Origin of the sequence: Acinetobacter johnsonii CIP 64.6, assembly GCF_000368045.1 — a bacterium.
GTDB lineage: Bacteria > Pseudomonadota > Gammaproteobacteria > Pseudomonadales > Moraxellaceae > Acinetobacter > Acinetobacter johnsonii.
In genome coordinates this window covers 641,398-659,244 of the sequence record NZ_KB849235.1, presented here as the reverse complement: position 1 = coordinate 659,244, position 17,847 = coordinate 641,398, and the positions used below count along the sequence as shown (strand labels likewise).

The following is a 17,847-nucleotide window of genomic DNA, read 5'->3' as shown; positions in this document are numbered from 1 at the left end:
GGGAACTGCCGTACTATAAGCGGGATGGAGTAAAGGCAGGGTTCAGGGTGAATTTAAAAAATCTAGAAGCATTTTATTGGGTTGTGACTTTAAATAGTTTCAATAAGGCTGCCACAAAATTACAAACGACTCAGCCTGCCGTTTCACAAAAAATCACCTCTCTTGAAAATGATTTAGGTTTTAAAGTTCTCGATCGCAGTTTTAGACAGCTTAAACCCACTCATAAAGGCATGACTCTGTTTAAATATGCTGAAAAGTTTATGCGTTTGGAAACCGATTTGGTGGCTGAGCTGACTGAAAACCAACACCTCACAGGAACAATTCGTTTAGGTGTTTCTGAGACGATCGTTTATACGTGGTTGGTTGAATATATCGAGAAAGTACAAAAAGAGTTTCCTAAAGTTTCTGTGGAAATTGTGGTGGATTTAACCCCAAATTTGCAAGAAGGTGTGCGTACCGGGGATTTGGACATGGCCTTTTTGCTGGGGCCTACTTTGGCTTTCGAGTGTGTAGAGCAGGCGCTGTGTGACTTTGAACTGAGCTTCTTGGCAGCTCCATCTTTTAAAGGTGGTGTGGGTCAAATGTCGTTTAAGGCATTGATGTCTCACACTATTTTAACCTACCCGAAAATTACCTATCCCTATAAAGAGCTCAAGGCCAAAATGAAAGAGCAGGCACTAGATGAGCCACTTTCAATTACCAGTTATTCGCTTGCGACCTTATTGCGTCTTGCGGAGCAAGGTTTGGGAATCGCCGTTGTGCCGACCTTAACGGCGCTAAAGGAAATTACAGATGGTCGTTTAGAGATTTTAAATACCCCGATCCAACTCAAAACCTTTCATTTCACCTCGATTTATATGCAAGGAAATGATGCTGCCTTGAAAGAGAAATTAACCGATGTCGCAGTCACTGTATCTGAAAGTGCAATGAAAAGACTGCTTGAGAAAATTAAAAAATAATTGAGGCGCACGCAGCTTTTTGACAAGTGATGTTTCTTTATCTCAAACCGTAATTTGTTTGAAAAACTATAAAAGCAGCTTATCGTGCCTGATAAGTAAAATTTATCATTAGACATTTAATAAATAAAAAATAATAAAATACAGTTATTTAGTTTTAATAATGGATGTAAAAAGTCGTATTGTTCATCGCGCTTGCCTATGTTCTTATTTCAAATAGAAGATTTGATCCACCGCTTTGGTTGGGTAACAGGGAATCTTTGTCAGTTAAAGGGATTTAAGAACAGAATTTGCAAACAAAATGATGTTCTTGGTTCAACTTGAAAATAGCGTTATTAAGCTCAAATGGACGAGGAACGCATTAAATATGTCTTTATTAAAATCTTCTTTTTTATCAGATCGCCAATGGGCCATTGTTGCTTCAATCTTCATGATGGCAACTTCCGCAATGGGACCTGGTTTTCTAACTCAAACCGCGGTCTTTACTGTGAAATTAGGTGCGGCGTTTGGCTTTGCCATTCTCGTGTCTATTTTGATTGATTATGTAGTTCAGCAAAATATTTGGCGTGTCGTAACACTGACGCAAATGCGTGCCTCGGATATTGCCAATAAAGCTTTGCCGGGCAGTGGTTACTTACTGGCTTTTCTGGTCATTTTGGGTGGCTTTTTCTTCAGTATTGGTAATATTGCAGGTGCGGCTTTAGGTCTCAATGCCTTATTTGGGTTAGACACTAAATGGGGCGGCATTTTAAGTGGTGCTTTAGCCATTTTAATTTTTGCTTCAAGAAAAGCCACGCTGGCCATGGATAAAAGCATGATCGTTTTGGGGTTGCTCAAAATCATCTTGATTATCATTGTTGCTGTCATTGTGATGCCACCTGTGGGCCAAGCTGTTCATCAAACGTTTGCACCCGACCAGATTGATTTTGCTATCATCACCACGATTGTTGGTGGAACGGTCGGCGGCTATATTTGCTATGCAGGCGCCCATCGTTTACTGGATAAAGGCGCGGTTGGCCCTGAAAATATTGATGAAGTCGCAAGAGCTGCAACCAAAGGTATTGTGGTTGTAGGCATCATGCGTTATGTGCTGTTTTTAGCTTTCTTGGGTGTAGTGGTGAGTGGTGCAAGTATTGATTTAGCCAGCCATGATGCCAATCCAGCAGCGCAAGCTTTTCAATATGCCGCAGGGACTTTTGGTTATAAATTATTTGGTCTGATTTTCTGGGCAGCAGGGATCAGTAGTACCATTGGCGCCGCTTATACTTCGGTTTCATTCTTTACCGCATTTAAGAAAAATCTCAGTCCAAAGCAAACCAACTACACCACCATTACATTTATCTCTTTAGCTTTATTACTGTATGTCGTACTGGGCGCAACCCCTGCTGGATTATTGATCTTCGTTGGTGGCTTTAATGGTTTGGTACTGCCGATTGGTTTAACTATTTTTGTTTATGTTGCCGCTTGCCGTAAAGATATGATGGGGAATTATAACTATCCAAAATGGTTACTTATTTTGGGTGTACTCACATGTATGTTGACATGGTGGATGGGCTATATGTCCTTTACCACAGTCTTTAATTATTTAACCAAACTTTAAGCCAGACGACGGTGAAGTGATAAAGGAATTAAGCCATGTTTGTAGATTTAAATAGTGACTTAGGTGAAAGTTTTGGTTCGTGGAAAATGGGCAATGATGACCAAATTCTACCCGTAGTGACCAGTGCCAACCTTGCATGTGGCTTTCATGCAGGAGATCCGCTGGGGATTTTAAAAACACTGCGTAAGGCTGTTGAATTAAATGTCACGATTGGCGCGCATGTATCTTATCCAGACCTCGTCGGTTTTGGTCGCCGTAATATGGATGTGTCACGTGATGAGCTGATTGCCGATGTGCTGTATCAAATTTCTGCACTAGATGGTTTAGCCAAAGTGGCTGGTTCTCAAGTGCAATATGTGAAACCACATGGCGCACTGTATAACACCATTGCATACGATCACGCTCAGGCCGCTGCGGTGATTGATGCCATTAAAATGTATAACCCAGAACTGGTTTTGGTGGCACTGGCAGGTTCCCATTTGGTTGAGCAAGCACGTGCAGCAGGCTTAAAGGTTGTATCTGAGGCATTTGCAGACCGTGCTTATAACAGTGATGGTTCATTGGTTTCACGACGTTTGGACGGGGCTGTTTTACATGACTCAGCCTTTGTGGCACGCCGTGTGGTGTCTATGTTGAAAAATGGCGGCGTTGAGTCGATTGATGGTGTATTTACTGCTATTCAAGCGGATACGATTTGCTTACATGGTGACACCGCGGGTGCTTTAGAGATGTCGGCTGCGATTAAAGCTGAACTGCTAAATCATCATATTGAAATTCGTCCCTTTGTCTTAAAGCATGAGGAAGTACGCAATGTATAAGGATATCCGAGTCGATTCAGCGCAGCTTGAAGCCGCTTTAGCCGCACGTTTAAAAATCCGTGCAGGCTTTGACAAACCAACGGCAGGTATGGCTGCGGGCATGACGCAGGTCAATATGATTTCGGTGCCTAAAGATTGGGCTTATGATTTTCTACTGTATGCACATCGCAATCCGCAAAGCTGTCCTGTTTTAGATGTGCTAGAGGAAGGTGTTTATGCCACAAGACTGGCAGAGAACTCAGATATACGCACCGACTTTCCACTTTATCGCATCTGGAAAGAGGGTGAAATGGTCGATGAAGTCACCGATACGAGTGACATTTATCATGCACATCCTGACTTGGTGACGTTTCTAATTGGCTGTAGTTTTTCTTTTGAAACAGCATTGCAAGAAGCAGGTATTGAAGTTCGTCATATCCATGATCAGACCAATGTACCGATGTATTTGAGTAATATTCAATGTCAGCCTGCGGGGCGTATTTCGGGCAACATGGTGGTGTCTATGCGTCCAATTCCATCCCATCAAATCGCGGATGCCGTCAAAATTACAGCACGGATGCCAAGTGTTCATGGTGCGCCCGTGCATATTGGACATCCTGAAGGTTTAGGTATTCGTGATGTGAATCAGCCAGACTTTGGCGATGCTTCACGTATTGAGGCTGGGGAAATTCCAGTGTTTTGGGCTTGTGGTGTAACTCCACAAGCAGCGGTGATGAACTCAAAAATTCCTTTTGCCATAAGCCATGCACCCGGTCATATGTTCATTACCGACATTCCTGATCGTGCATGGATAGGTTAAGCGGGACCAAAGAATACTTAAAAGGATAGGCACATGCGTTTTTTATCGGTAAACGCGGATTGTTTTCTCATAGAGCTTGCCAGCCTAGAGGAAACATTGGCGTTGTACAATAAATTGCACACGATGCAATTGAATGGAATTAGAGACTTAGTCTCTGCTGCAAAAACGATTTTGGTTTTTTTTAATGAAATCGAAACCACCTTTAAAACACTGGTTGCTTCGATTCAGACTGTAAAAATCGGTTCAGGCGTTGAGCGTAATGTCCAAGAGCTGATTATTCCTATTTGCTATACGGGCGAAGATCTTGCTCAAGTTGCAGAGTTACAAGGGCTTTCAATAGCTGATGTTATCTTGAAGCATCGTCAAAGTGTTTGGAATGTGGCTTTTATTGGCTTTGCACCGGGCTTTGCTTATATGAGCAGTCCTGATCGACCTTTTACAGATATTCCTCGCTTAGCTGTGCCACGTAAAAAAATACCGTCGGGTTCTTTGGGACTGGCAGGACAATATTCAGGGATTTATCCGAAAGACAGTCCGGGGGGCTGGCAATTGATCGGTACGACTGCTGAAAAAATGTGGGATCTAGAGCGTAAAAATCCAGCGCTACTGTTACTAGGAATCACGGTACATTTTGAAGATGTCACACATCAACCGACCACAGTCAGCGTAGCACAGCAAGTCACTCGTACAGCTGAGCCCAAACAATCCATGCCTTTGTTTACGATAACTGCACCGAGCCTACAGATGCTGATTCAAGATGAAGGGCGTTTAAACCAGACCAAGATTGGGGTTGGTGTTGCAGGGGCGATGGATGTATCAGCGATGCACAGTGCAAATCGAATTGTCGGTAACCCAACTCCGACGCCTGTGATTGAAGTTTTAAATGGTGGTTTGAAAGCCAAAATGCATCAGTCCGCAGTCATTGCGGTTACGGGAGCGATTTCAAATATCCACGTGAAATTTAGTGATGGACAAAAGACTGACTTTGGCAGTTATCAAGCGATTGCTCTTGATGAAGGTGATGAATTTCAGATTCAAGCACCGACGGCAGGGCTGAGAAATTATCTGGCGATTCGTGGTGGTATCGATGTGCAGTCTGTGCTGAATAGTGCCTCATTTGATAGTTTGGCCATATTGGGGCCAGAACCTCTAAAAATGGGGGATACGGTTTATCAAGGACAGGTTGAAGTTTCAAATATCAGTAATACTGAAATTGCGAAGTTAAACTTGCCCAAAGTCGGCGATGTGGTAGAGCTCGACATTGTGATGGGACCGCGCACGGATTGGTTCGAAGCGGAGAGCATTGAGCGCTTATGTCAGCAAGCTTGGCTTGTGACCAATGAAAGCAATCGAGTTGGACTGAGGCTTTCAGGTGAACAACCATTGCAACGCAAAATTACCCATGAGTTGGAAAGTGAGGGAACTTGCATTGGTGCTTTGCAGATTCCACCCAGTGGACAGCCTGTATTGTTTATGAATGACCATCCTTTAACTGGTGGTTACCCCGTCATTGCGGCTGTGGCGAAGCACCATAGGGATTTGGTGGCACAGATTCCAGCAGGGTGCCAAATCAAATTTAAAAAAATGACCGAATTTACAGATTTTGAGAATGAATGATGACTACTGAAAAATTATTAATTGCAAACCGTGGTGAAATTGCCGTTCGTATTATTCATGCTTGCCGTGATATGGGTATTAGCTCAGTTGCGTTATATGCCGATGACGATATGGACAGTATGCATGTCGAACTGGCGGATGAAGCATGGGGGCTGGCGGGTGCAACTGCACGTGAAACCTATTTGAATATTCCAGCCATTCTTGAGGTTGCTAAAAAATCTAAGGCGACCATGGTGCATCCGGGTTATGGCTTTTTATCTGAACGTGCTGAATTTGCACAGGCCGTAATTGATGCAGGCTTAAAGTGGGTAGGGCCATCGCCAAGCGCCATTGAAAAATTGGGTGATAAAATTGAAGCACGTAAGATAGCTGCTTCAGTGGGTGCACCTTTAGTTCAAGGTACACAAGACCCTCTAAATAATGCTGATGAAGCACTCGAGTTTGCAAAGCAGTTTGGTTTACCTATTGCGATTAAGGCCGCGTTTGGCGGTGGTGGTCGCGGTTTAAAAGTTGTTTGGAAACTGGAAGATGTAAAAGAGCTGTATGATTCGGCTGTACGTGAAGCACAAGCCGCTTTTGGCCGCGGTGAGTGTTTTGTTGAGCAATACTTAGATCAACCTCGCCATGTCGAAGCGCAAGTGATTGCCGATCAACATGGCAATGTAGTGGTTTTAGGTACACGTGATTGTTCGCTACAGCGTCGTAATCAGAAGCTGATTGAAGAAGCCCCAGCGCCTTTTATCAGCGATGCAATTTATGAAGAAATTTTAACTTCAGCCAAAAATATCTGTCAGGCAGCCAACTATGTCGGTGCGGGTACCGTTGAATATTTGCTAAGCCGTGATGGAAAGCTTTCATTTTTAGAAGTCAATACCCGCTTGCAGGTGGAACATCCTGTTACTGAAGAAACGGCCAAAGTCGATTTGGTGGTTGAGCAAATTCGCGTGGCTCAAGGCCATGAACTTTCAATCAAAGAAACTCCGAAAGCGCAGGGGCATGCCATTGAGTTTCGTATCAATGCTGAAGACCCTGCTCGTGGCTTCATTCCTGCATTTGGTGTATTGAGTTTATTTGAAGCACCATTTGGTCAGGGCGTACGCGTAGACACAGGTGTTCGTACTGGTTCTTTGGTGTCGAGTCATTTTGATTCGCTCATGGCAAAACTGATTATCACAGGCCCAACCCGTGAAATTGCGATCGCTCGCGCTAAACGTGCGCTGAAGCAATTTAAAATTGAAGGGGTTGCTTCGGTTTTAGACTTTCACCGTGCTGTATTAAATGAAGCTGATTTTACCGACACATTTAATGTCCATACTCGTTGGATTGAAAATGATTTTAAACAGGACTTAAAGCCAACGAAACGCAGTATTCCGAATCATCAACAGCCGATGTTACTCAGTTATATTGAAATTGATGGGAAATTACATCGTTTAGGCTTACCTGCGGGTATGTTTGCACAAAACCCTACAATGACGTCTCAAGACCAACCGGCTACAGAAACAGCAGTGAGTGCTGAACACTTACTTGCGCCAATCAATGGCGTAATTAGCGCTTGGAAAGTAGAAAACGGGGAGCAGGTTGCAGAGGGGCAAGTGGTTGCGATTATGGAGGCCATGAAAATGGAAGTTCCTGTACTTGCACATCAAAGTGGGGTAATTCAGTTGATAGCTCAGCAGGGAGCGACCTGTCACGCAGAGCATATTATTGGATCGATTTGCTAAAAAATTAAATCATGTGAATGAGCCTGATGCAGCATTTAGCTAAGTCAGGCTTTTCATTTAGAAATTCTTAATAATTGAGGGCTGATTGGCTTTGTTTTATGGACAAATGTAGTGGAAAAATGGTTCGATAAAGATTTAATAGTCCAATAAAAGCGTTATTTTAAGAGATAGAGAGATTCAATAATCATTTTGTTTGGTAGCTGGAAGACAAGATGAAAACGATAAACTTGAAAAATAAAAATGAAAGAGTATTAGCGATGTATGTAATTATTATTTTAACTAAATAAAGTACTCCGAAGATGCAGCTGCATGTGTCGTTACCCTGAACCCGATGAGTTCTGAGGGAAATATTGTTTTTGGCGATCTGAGACAATATTAAACAGAGTTTAAATATATGTAAAATTAAAATAAATATTTGTATTTAAATAATAAAATACTAAATTCTATGAAACAATACCACATTGTTCAGAAGTATAAATAATTTGCCTACTTTTTAATATTTTCAGCCTACCATTTGCCTACTAAATTTATTTGTAAAATTTAATAAAAAAGGCGAAAAAAACCGATTTTTGAGATGTAGAGCTTATTCGTTGGCATTTAATTTAGGCAGAAGCATCTGCTTTTTATCAACAGTTTTCGATATTTGAAATTGCAGAAAGTACATCAGGGTAGTTACTTCAATATTAGAAAATTACTTATCAAAACAGCTGAATAGTTTTTTCTTTAAATTATTTATTTACAATAAATAATTTAAAGTTATTTGATAAAAAAATTGACTGGAAAGTAAACAAGAATTATTTTAATAACAATTATTATTACTGTTTGTAAATTATGAAAAAGCCCCCTTCAATATCTATGTCTAAAAAACTTTTCCCAATATTAGCAACAACAGGTGTAATTTTCATTTCTAATTCGAGTTTTGCAGAAAACTCAGAAAAGGTTTCTCCATCAGAAAATACTGTACAACAGTTAGAAACAATGACATTCACTGCCTCACGTGCTGATGAAGTCCAAGAAAAATCAAAACAAGTGACAAAGTTAGATGAAAAACAAATTGAACTTTTAAAAAATGGTTCTTCAGGGAATATTGCAACTGTTTTAGCAAAAGCTGTGCCTGGCTTATCTGATTCAAGTCGTACAATTACAGATTATGGACAAACATTACGTGGGCGAAATGCACTTATCTTAGTTGATGGTGTTCCGATGAATTTAACGCGTGATACTTCTAGAGGTCTTTCTTCTATTGATCCGGAAAGTATTCAAAATATTGAAGTTATTCGAGGAAGCAACGCCATTTATGGTAGTGGTGCAGCAGGCGGGATTATATCTATAACAACTAAAGCTGCTGGTGGAGAACCTACAGCTAAAACTGTTATTGGCTTACAAAGCCCTTTAACTAATTTCCGTACAGATGCATTAAGTGGGGATATTCACCAATATTTTACGGGAAGCTTGGATAATTTTGACTATGCATTGGACTTTGGCTATCAACGTATTGGTAGTCCATATGATGCCAGTGGTGATAGAGTTGCTCCAGAACCCAGTCAAGGTGATCTTTATGATGCTGATGCCTATAGCATAGGGGGTAAAATTGGCTATCATATTGATGACAATCAATACCTACAGCTTGCGGCGAATTACTATAATGCAGAACAAGATTCTGATTATGCAGCTGATACGAGCACAAAAAAATATCCTCTTGGTAGTGTACCTGCTCAAGCAATTAAAGGTTTAAAATTAAAAGATCAAAATAAAAATGAAAATCAAATCTATAATTTGACCTATATCAATAAAGATTTATTAGGAAATAAAGTTGATGCACAACTTTACTATCGAGACTTCTTTACTCGCTTCTCACCATTTGATGCGCGTGGTAATGCAAATCGTGGAAAACAAGTCGATCAAATTTACCAAGAAAATAATGTCCTAGGTAGTCGCTTAACAGTCTCGACTCCACTTGAATTCTTGGGTGATACAACTGTAGTTTGGGGCGGTGACTTTAGTCGTGAAAAGAGCGAGATGCCCTTGGATATTTTTGACCCTCAAATTTATGATCAGTCTGGTGGTCTAGAGTTTGTTAAAATTGGGAATCTTATTTATTTGCCTGAGCTCACAACTCAAAGTCTTGGCGGATTTGTTCAATTTAAGCATCAATTTAATGACCAATGGGCTGCTGAGATTGGAACTCGTTATGAAGATAGTTACGCTGAAATCGATAGTTTCATCCCATTATCTCAGTTAGGTAAACCAAACCCTTATACAGTCCAAGGGGGTAAAGTTAAAGCTGATGCATGGTTATATAATGCAAATCTTACTTTCTCTCCAACTGATCAACACTCGATATACGGCTCTTTTAATCAAGGCTTTCAACTTCCTGATGTTGGTTTAGTTATACGTAATGCTGGAGTCGGTTTTAACCTTGCTTCATCATTTTTAGAACCTGTAAAAGTTGATAATTATGAGCTTGGTTGGAAGGGTGATTTTAAAAATATCTCATCTAGTTTTGCCGTATTCCATTCAACCTCTGACCTTGGAGGTGTCCAATCTTTTAACAATGGATTGGTTCTTGCTAGAACAAAAGAGAAAGTTTCTGGTGTTGAAGCAACTATTGACTACATTGATGATGTTAATGTTTGGGGGACTGGGGGGAGTGTAACGTGGATGAAAGGTCGTGAAACTCCACAAAACACGAATAAAGAACAAGATATGACGGGCTTCAGAATCCCACCATTAAAATTGACTGGTTACATCTCTTATAGTCCAACTGATACTTGGACGAATAGACTACAGGCAACTTACTTTGGTGCGAAGGACTACAGGTTGAATGGCGTAAACGGTTTTGGTCGTTATGATGTGAAATCTTATACAACGGCCGACTTAATCAGTAGTTTTGCGCTTAACAAAAAAGATACTGTAACTATTGGTTTAGAAAATATGTTTAACCGAAAATATTACCCACTTTATAGCCAATTGCTAAGATCTGGTGACAACACAAGTCACTTAGTAGCGAATGGAGCAACGTTAAAAGTTTCTTATAGTCATAAGTGGTAGTACCTATCTTTATTTGTGGTTAAAAAAACATGGGTCATTAAAGAATGGCCCAAGTTTTAACGTATAACATTCGTTAGCTTTTAAGGCCCTCTACATAGGGCTTTTTTTTACTTTATAACTATTTATGGATTTGCTTTTGGCAATGCAGAAATTAATTTAGATTCATAATCATCAAGTACCCCATCAATGTTTTCTACCCATTTCGTACCATTGGCAATTTGAGCTGATTTTGTCACCTTGCTATAAATGTGGAGAGGGGCTGTATTCAAGTCTTTCGCATTCACGACATTTGTATCTATTTCTGAGTGAATTTTGATTGATGCAAATCCAGGCTGGAACCATGACCAAAATTTATTAATTTTAATGGTGAGGATTAGATCGGCATTTGCTCGATTGGTTTCATTGTCTGCAATGACTTCATAACCTGATTGTTTAAGTGCATGGGTTGTACGTTTTTGTAATAACTCAGACACGGTCTCCTTTTCTAAAAGAATATCGCCTAACGCTTTTCCGTAGCCATTTCTTTTACGCGCAACAGCTTTTGCTTTTTCTTCAATAGTTGCTTTGGCTAAACCATCCTTTAAAGACGGAATATCAGGTGTGGTGGGTTTGTCTTGGAATGTTCTATTATCTTCGACCAGCGCGATAATTGCTTTCTTAGAACTCGACACTTCTTGAGAGGATGCTGAAGTATTAGTCGCAGGAACTTGAATCAATCCGCGTGATGTCGCACAGCCTGAAAGAGTGGTTATTAAGAGCCCCATAGCAAGTAACATGGAAGAGCGTTTCATTTAAGATCCCCGAGATTGGTGGTTATTGTAAAAAAGTGCATAAAGTTAATAAGATACGTTATAAAAAAGCTTAACTATTTCATTTTTAGCAGTAATTCAAAAGATTGGTTTGCAGAAGGCTGGGGGATTTTGATTGAATTTTACCAAAAAGTAAATAATAACTATTGTCAAATGAGAATAAAGACGCTGGATTGCGTTACAAATTTGATGGTTAATATTGATAATTGTAAAAAATGAAAAAGCGTTTCGAAAGTGAGTAAATTTATATTGATGCTTAAATGTCATCGGATTTAAATATCCGAAGTGTATGTTTCAGCCATCTTTAGATGGGTTGATGCAATGCTCGGTTTTCTTGAAAAATTCCAATTAAAAACAATCAGTGTGGCATATATAAGTTTGAGTGCTTTATTTCTCTCCGCTTGTCAAAGTAGTGATTTAATGCAAGCTCAACCAACTCACGCAGTACAACTACTCAAACAACAAAAAGTCCAACAACCGAAACGTGTAGTGTTTTTCTTGGGTGATGGAATGGGCATGACCACACTTACCGCTTCCCGCATTTATGCTGTCGGTGAAGATGGTCAGTTAGCAATTGATCGGTTACCTGAGTCTGCCTTTGTTCGTACCTTTTCTGAAGATGCGCAAGTCACTGACAGTGCACCTTCGATGGGTGCTTATATGACCGGTGTGAAGATGAAAAACGAGGTGATCTCGATGCAGACAGGGACAATTGCAGTTGAACCTGATTCAGTAGGGAATAACCAGTGCGGGACTAACCCACAAAACAAAAATAAGCAAAACACACAGACTTTACTCGAATTAGCCAAAGCGAAGGGTTGGGGGACAGGGGTTGTGACCACGACGCGGATCACGCATGCCACACCAGCATCGACTTATACGCATATTTGCCACCGTGATGCTGAAAATGACATTGCATCACAATTAGTACCAAGCTCTAAAGGGGATATCTATCAGCACTATAACCAAAAACTCAAAGATGGGGTCGATGTGGTTTTAGGCGGTGGCAAGCGTCAATTTTTGCCTAAAGATGCAGGTGGAGAACGTACTGATGGGCGCAATCTAATTACCGAGATGCAAAAGGCAGGCTACCGCGTGGTTTTTGATGAAAACCAACTGTCCCAAGTGCAACTGGCGAAAAATGAAAAATTATTGGGTTTATTTAATCACAGCCATTTAAATTACGACTTGGATCGCACCAAGAAAAACTTGGCAGAGCCGAGTCTCAAGCAAATGACGCTGTCTGCTTTAGACATCCTGACGCAAAATAAAAAAGGTTTTTTCCTGATGGTGGAGGGCGGGCGTATAGATCATGCGCTGCATGACACCAATGCCAAACGTGCTTTACAAGACACGATTGCCTTAAATGATGCTTTAGAAGCAACCATTCAAAAGCTTAAACAAAGTGATCCTGAACTTAAAAATACACTGATTGTAATCACAGCCGACCATGATCACACCTTGGTTTTAAATGGTTATGCCAAGCGTACAGGAAAATACGTCGAAGGTAAGGAAACCAGTGTGCTTGGATTGGTAAAAAACTATGATCAAGCGGGCTTTGCTCAAGATATTCATGGTCAACCTTATCCGATTATCGGTTTTGGTACGGGCAAAAAACGCCCCACTCAAAACCGTATGGATGACTTGGTACTGAACTTAAAAGACACTGATGTCTGTCATCCTGTACAAGGGCCAAAGGCACCACAAGGTGAAAAATATAGTTTCACCTATCCTTTGGCTGAAACGGGTTGGTGTACGGGCACTGCTGCGGATGATTTCCAACAAGAAGCTGTGATTCAAACGGGCTATAAAGATAAAGAAACGCATGGCGGTGCAGATGTGTTTTTAGGTGCGATTGGTCAGGGAGCCGATCAGTTCTCAGGTAGCCTTGATAATATTGAGGTCAATCACCTCATTCGTAAGATCACAGGCTTATAGCAGAGGGATATCACATGAAACATACTTTAAAAACCATCCCATACATGATGCTTCTGCTTACAGCGTCGATTTCTTCAAGTGCTTTGTATGCTGCGGACACCACAGTTACACCGACGAAAAGCGTTATATTCTTTTTAGGCGATGGCATGGGACCAACCACAGTGACGGCAAGTCGTATTTATGCTGTGGGGGAAAATGGCAAACTGGCCATGGACCGCATGAAGCACGCAGCACGGATTAAAACCTATTCTGAGGATGGTCAAACCACAGATAGCGCTCCCTCTATGGGCGCCTATATGACTGGGCAGAAAAATAAAAATGAAGTGATTGCCATGACAACAGGAACGGTTGCGGTCGAACCTGAAGAAGGAAAATTGCCGAATGGCAAAAGCTTAGCGAAAGCCATCAACCGTTGTCCAGAACAGGGCAGTAGTATGGTCGCAGGGATGCCTGCGTTAAGTATTTTAGAATTGGCAAAAAAGCAGGGTAAAGCGGTTGGCGTAGTGACGACGACCGAACTCACCCATGCCACACCTGCGGCAACCTATGCACATATCTGTCACCGTGATGCGCAATACGATATCGCGCTTCAAGCTGTTCCAAAAGGTAAAGCTTATAATCCAAACTTATTGGATGGCATTAATGTCCTTATGGGAGGCGGCTTAAATCATTGGACGCCTTATGATGCAGTCTCTAACCCCAAAGGGCGCTTGGATGGTCGTGATTTATTGGCAGAGTTTAAACAGCAGGGTTATCAAACCGTTTTAAGCCAAAGTGATTTGGCACAGACGGTCAATACTCAGAAAATTTTCGGCGTATTCTCCACACAGTCGCATTTAAATTTTGATTTGGACCGACTCAAGAAGAATATAGAGACTGAACCGAGTCTGGCGGCGATGACCAGTAAAGCGATTGATGCACTGCAAGCACAGAGTCATGGACAAGGCTATTTCTTGATGGTTGAGGGTGGGCGTATTGACCATGCGCTACATGCCAATAATGCCAAACGGGCATTGCAGGAAACCAAGGCATTTAATGATGCAATTCAAACTGCACTGGATAAAGTGGATTTGAGCAATACCTTGATTGTAGTGACGGCAGACCATGACCATGTGATGACCTTTAATGGTTATGCCGCACGAACGGGTCAAACGACGGAAACTAATCCAGGTATTTTGGGACTGAGCTATGACTATAATATTGCAAAAGAGCAAAATGCTTACAGCAAAGTGCTGGCTGATGGCCAAGTACATAATCCGGTAATCCTCCCATAAATAACCGAAGTTAAAAGTAGAGGTTAAGCAGCCATTAGAGGTGGCTTTCCTTTGTTAGCTTGATGTGGTCTTTCATGGTTGTAATGCCACAACCAGTTTGTTGCATAATCTTGTACTTCATCCAAAGTATCAAATAAATGCTTGCTCAGCCAACTATAACGTATGGTCCGATTATAGCGTTCAATATACGCATTCTGCTGTGGCTTACCCGGTTGAATATATTCAATACGAATACCGTGCTCAGTAGCCCAGCGCACAAATTCGTGACTGATAAATTCGGGACCATTATCGCATCGGATCACTAACGGTTTTTCTCTCCACTCCAGCAATTGATTCAACGTACGAATAACCCTGATTGTGGGCAATGAGAACCCTGCGTCAATGGCTAGGCCTTCGCGGCGGTAATCATCAATCACATTCAATAATCGAAACTTGCGACCATCGGAAAGCTGATCATGCATAAAATCTAATGACCAAACCTGATTTTCTCGGATTGGTTCTTTCAATGGTTCAGGCGCATGCCGTTTTAGTCTTCTTCTCGGTTTAATACGCAGATTCAGTGCCAACTCACAGTAAATGCGGTAAACCCGCTTGTGATTCCAGCAGCAACTCTCAACATGCCGTAAATACGAGAAGCACAAACCAAAGCCCCAATCGGAATTTTCCTCAGTGAGTTCAATGAGCTGTTCAGCAATGAGTGCATTGTCATCGCTGAGTTTGGCTTGATAGCGGTAGCAGGTTTCACTAATGCCAAATGCTTTACAAGCCAAACGAATACTAATGGCATGCTGGGCAACTGCCTGTTGTGCCATCTTACGCCGGCAAGATGGCTTTACCACTTTTTTGCCATCGCTTCCTGGATGATTTCGGCCTTTAATCGCTCTTCCGCATACATCTTTTTAAGTCTGGTATTTTCGGCTTCTAGCTCTTTCAGTCGAGCCATTAATGATGTATCCATACCACCATATTTGGCACGCCATTTATAAAAGGTAGCATTACTCATGCCGTGTTCACGGCAAAGGGTCGCTACAGGTGTGCCAGATTCTGCCTGTTTCAAGATGGACATGATCTGACTGTCAGTAAATTTAGATGTTTTCATGCAGAATCTCCTGCTCGTATCTTAAGAGAAAATTCTACTTTTAGATCCTATTATTTTTAGGGGGGATTACCCACTGACCTACACCCATTTTTAAGTCGAATTAAATTTAGTTCTCAGGTTTGCTCAGCAAAAGCAGACCTGAGTTTCCTTGCCCAATTTTGAGTGTCTCTATGAAATTTTCATCTTTTAAATTGTCTGCTTTAAGCAGTTGCTTGCTGTTATTGAGCGCATGCAGTCAGCACAGCGTGCCCCAAGCTCCGCAAAATAGCCAGTCGTTAAGCTCGGCTGAAATACCAATAGATCAGCCTATGGCAGCGAAGTTGCAATTACGTGAAGTCGACATGAATGGGGCAAAAACTGAGGATGTGCAATGGTTAAGCTTGAGTGCATGGCCTGAAGTTGCCGCACTGTTGAGCAGTAAAAACAAAGGGCTACAAATCTTAGATGATCAACAAAATGTACTACATCAAATTCAAGGTCAGTTTGGGCGTTTTGATTATCGGATTGGTTCGGAGCGTTTATTGATTGCTGCGTCAAATTTGCAACAACAGCAAATTCAACTGATGAGCATGAACTTAAAAAATAAAGCATGGGACAAACCCAGCTTTATTCCAAAGCGTTCATTTAAGTCTGAAGATGTTTGCTTATATACCGATGCTCAAGGGCTGAGTTTTGCTTTTTTAGTAGGCGAAGAGGGGCTTGGTGAACAATGGTTGGTGGCTCAGCATGAGAAGGCTTTGGTTCAACCACAGTTGTTACGCCGTCTCAGTTTTCCACCTGCTAGTAGTGTATGCAAAGTGAATGATAGCACCGCAGAGCTGTTTATTAATGAAGCGAATGTTGGCGTTTGGGCATATCCAGCTCATTCTGAAGCAGACATGGTGCGTCAGGCGGTGGATCTTGTGCAACCCTTTGGTTCGATTCAAAGTTCACCTTCTACAATTGCGATTGTAGATGATCATGTCGCTGTACTCGATGCAGAAAAACCTTTGCTTTATCGTTATCAAAAGCAAGATAAGCAATGGAAAGCACAGCCACCTTTACAACTAGATATGGTGAAAGAAGCAGAGACTTTGAGTGTTCAAGGTAATTTAACCGATAAATCCTTGCTGATTTTAGATGATAAAACCGTAAAAGTGACGGATGCGGAATGGGAAACCCAGAACCTGACCAAAGTTCAAAATATCATCACCATTCCGGCAGAAGTGCAGACCGAGGGTGTGCCAAGTACAGGTGACGCGGCTGATGATCCTGCGATTTGGCATAACGCTGCACAGCCGAGTCAGTCCCGTATTTTAGCGACAGATAAACAAGGTGGTCTACAGGTTAACGACTTACAGGGCAAAACTGTGCAGTACTTGCCAGTAGGGCGATTGAATAATGTTGATGTACGCCACGGTTTTAAATGGGGCAATCAAACGGTCGATTTGGCTGTGGCATCGAACCGAGATCATAACAGCCTGCATCTCTTTGCGATTCAACCCAAAACGGGCAAGGTTTCTGTGCTCGGCGAGTTAGCAACTACATTGGATGATATTTATGGCATTTGTATGTACCGCGATGCTCAAGGGGAAATCTATGCCATTCCCAACGATAAAAACGGGACTTTTGTTCAATACCACATCACGGCTACACAGCAAAAATTAAGGGCTGAAGAAGTACAACGTTTTTCAGTGAAAACCCAACCTGAAGGCTGTGTCGTAGACGATGCCACAGGGCGTATTTTCTTGGGTGAAGAAGATGTCGCGGTGTGGGTAAAAGATCTCAACCCAAAATCTCAGCTTCCTATGCAGCAGGTGATTGGCGTAGGAGAGGTGATGCATGATGACATTGAGGGAATGGGACTTTATCACGGCAGAAACCAAAGTTATTTGGTGGTTTCAAGCCAAGGCAATGACAGCTTTGTGGTGCTTGATGCCGCAGCACCTTATACGGTTCGTGGCGCATTTCGTGTAGGCATCAATATCGACAAAGGCATTGACGCTGTGTCTGAAACAGATGGACTAGATGTGAGTTCCCTAAATTTTGGTGGCAAATGGAAGCAAGGCATGTTGGTGGTGCAAGATGGACGTAAACGTATGCCTGAAACCAATCAGAACTTTAAATATGTGCCGTGGGAAAAAATCGCTCAAGCCCTGCATTTGGACTAAATAACTCTTTAGTAC

10 protein-coding genes and 2 pseudogenes are annotated in these 17,847 nt (G+C 41.7%); 10 read left to right on the top strand and 2 right to left on the bottom strand.

Going from position 1 to position 17,847, the window contains the following annotated elements; all coding sequences use genetic code 11:
* Nucleotides 1-47 precede the first annotated feature (47 nt).
* The 7 genes and pseudogenes from mumR to F986_RS09065 all read left to right on the top strand — a co-directional run bounded on the left by mumR (nucleotide 48) and on the right by F986_RS09065 (nucleotide 10,562).
* Nucleotides 48-959 carry a LysR family transcriptional regulator MumR gene (gene mumR / locus F986_RS09095; RefSeq protein ID WP_004694273.1) on the top strand — a complete coding sequence of 304 codons (912 nt, stop codon included), beginning with the start codon at nucleotides 48-50 and terminating at the stop codon, nucleotides 957-959.
* Nucleotides 960-1,301: 342 nt separating this feature from the next.
* A pseudogene (locus tag F986_RS09090) lies at nucleotides 1,302-2,556 on the top strand (NRAMP family divalent metal transporter).
* Nucleotides 2,557-2,591: 35 nt separating this feature from the next.
* Entirely contained in the window at nucleotides 2,592-3,374 is a 783-nt protein-coding gene (locus tag F986_RS09085; RefSeq protein WP_004694269.1) for a LamB/YcsF family protein, read from the top strand.
* A complete protein-coding gene (locus F986_RS09080) occupies nucleotides 3,367-4,173 on the top strand; it encodes a putative hydro-lyase (RefSeq protein ID WP_004694267.1) in 807 nt (268 codons plus the stop codon). Before F986_RS09085 ends, F986_RS09080 begins: the two co-directional genes overlap by 8 nt.
* Nucleotides 4,174-4,206: 33 nt before the next feature.
* Nucleotides 4,207-5,790: a 5-oxoprolinase subunit B/C family protein gene (locus tag F986_RS09075; RefSeq protein ID WP_004694265.1), complete on the top strand. Its 1,584-nt coding sequence runs from the start codon at nucleotides 4,207-4,209 to the stop codon at nucleotides 5,788-5,790.
* Nucleotides 5,790-7,511, top strand: a complete 1,722-nt coding sequence (locus F986_RS09070; RefSeq protein WP_100222793.1) for an acetyl/propionyl/methylcrotonyl-CoA carboxylase subunit alpha — start codon at nucleotides 5,790-5,792, stop codon at nucleotides 7,509-7,511. Before F986_RS09075 ends, F986_RS09070 begins: the two co-directional genes overlap by 1 nt.
* A gap of 831 nt (nucleotides 7,512-8,342) precedes the next feature.
* Nucleotides 8,343-10,562 (top strand): TonB-dependent receptor, encoded by a 2,220-nt coding sequence (locus F986_RS09065; RefSeq protein WP_004694262.1) that lies wholly within the window; start codon nucleotides 8,343-8,345, stop codon nucleotides 10,560-10,562.
* A 122-nt stretch (nucleotides 10,563-10,684) separates the two neighbouring features.
* Here the strand turns inward: F986_RS09065 and F986_RS09060 are convergent, their stop codons facing one another.
* Nucleotides 10,685-11,338 (bottom strand): YajG family lipoprotein, encoded by a 654-nt coding sequence (locus tag F986_RS09060; protein ID WP_017396967.1) that lies wholly within the window; start codon nucleotides 11,336-11,338, stop codon nucleotides 10,685-10,687.
* 354 nt (nucleotides 11,339-11,692) lie between these two features.
* On the opposite strand from F986_RS09060, the gene F986_RS09050 reads away from it, so the two are divergent.
* Complete coding sequence (locus tag F986_RS09050) at nucleotides 11,693-13,309, top strand: alkaline phosphatase (protein WP_004694259.1); 1,617 nt, start codon at nucleotides 11,693-11,695, stop codon at nucleotides 13,307-13,309.
* Between the two features lie 14 nt (nucleotides 13,310-13,323).
* Nucleotides 13,324-14,568 (top strand): annotated as a pseudogene (locus tag F986_RS09045) (alkaline phosphatase); the annotation flags it as partial.
* Nucleotides 14,569-14,606: 38 nt separating this feature from the next.
* Here F986_RS09045 and F986_RS09040 read toward each other — a convergent pair.
* Nucleotides 14,607-15,682 (bottom strand): IS3 family transposase gene (locus F986_RS09040; RefSeq protein WP_115613870.1). Its coding sequence is split into 2 segments (ribosomal slippage): nucleotides 14,607-15,430 and nucleotides 15,430-15,682, totalling 1,077 coding nucleotides; the frame shifts between segments, so codons are not numbered across the junction.
* Between the two features lie 170 nt (nucleotides 15,683-15,852).
* Between F986_RS09040 and F986_RS09030 the strand changes: the two genes are divergently transcribed.
* Complete coding sequence (locus F986_RS09030; RefSeq protein ID WP_004694254.1) at nucleotides 15,853-17,832, top strand: phytase; 1,980 nt, start codon at nucleotides 15,853-15,855, stop codon at nucleotides 17,830-17,832.
* Nucleotides 17,833-17,847 lie beyond the last annotated feature (15 nt).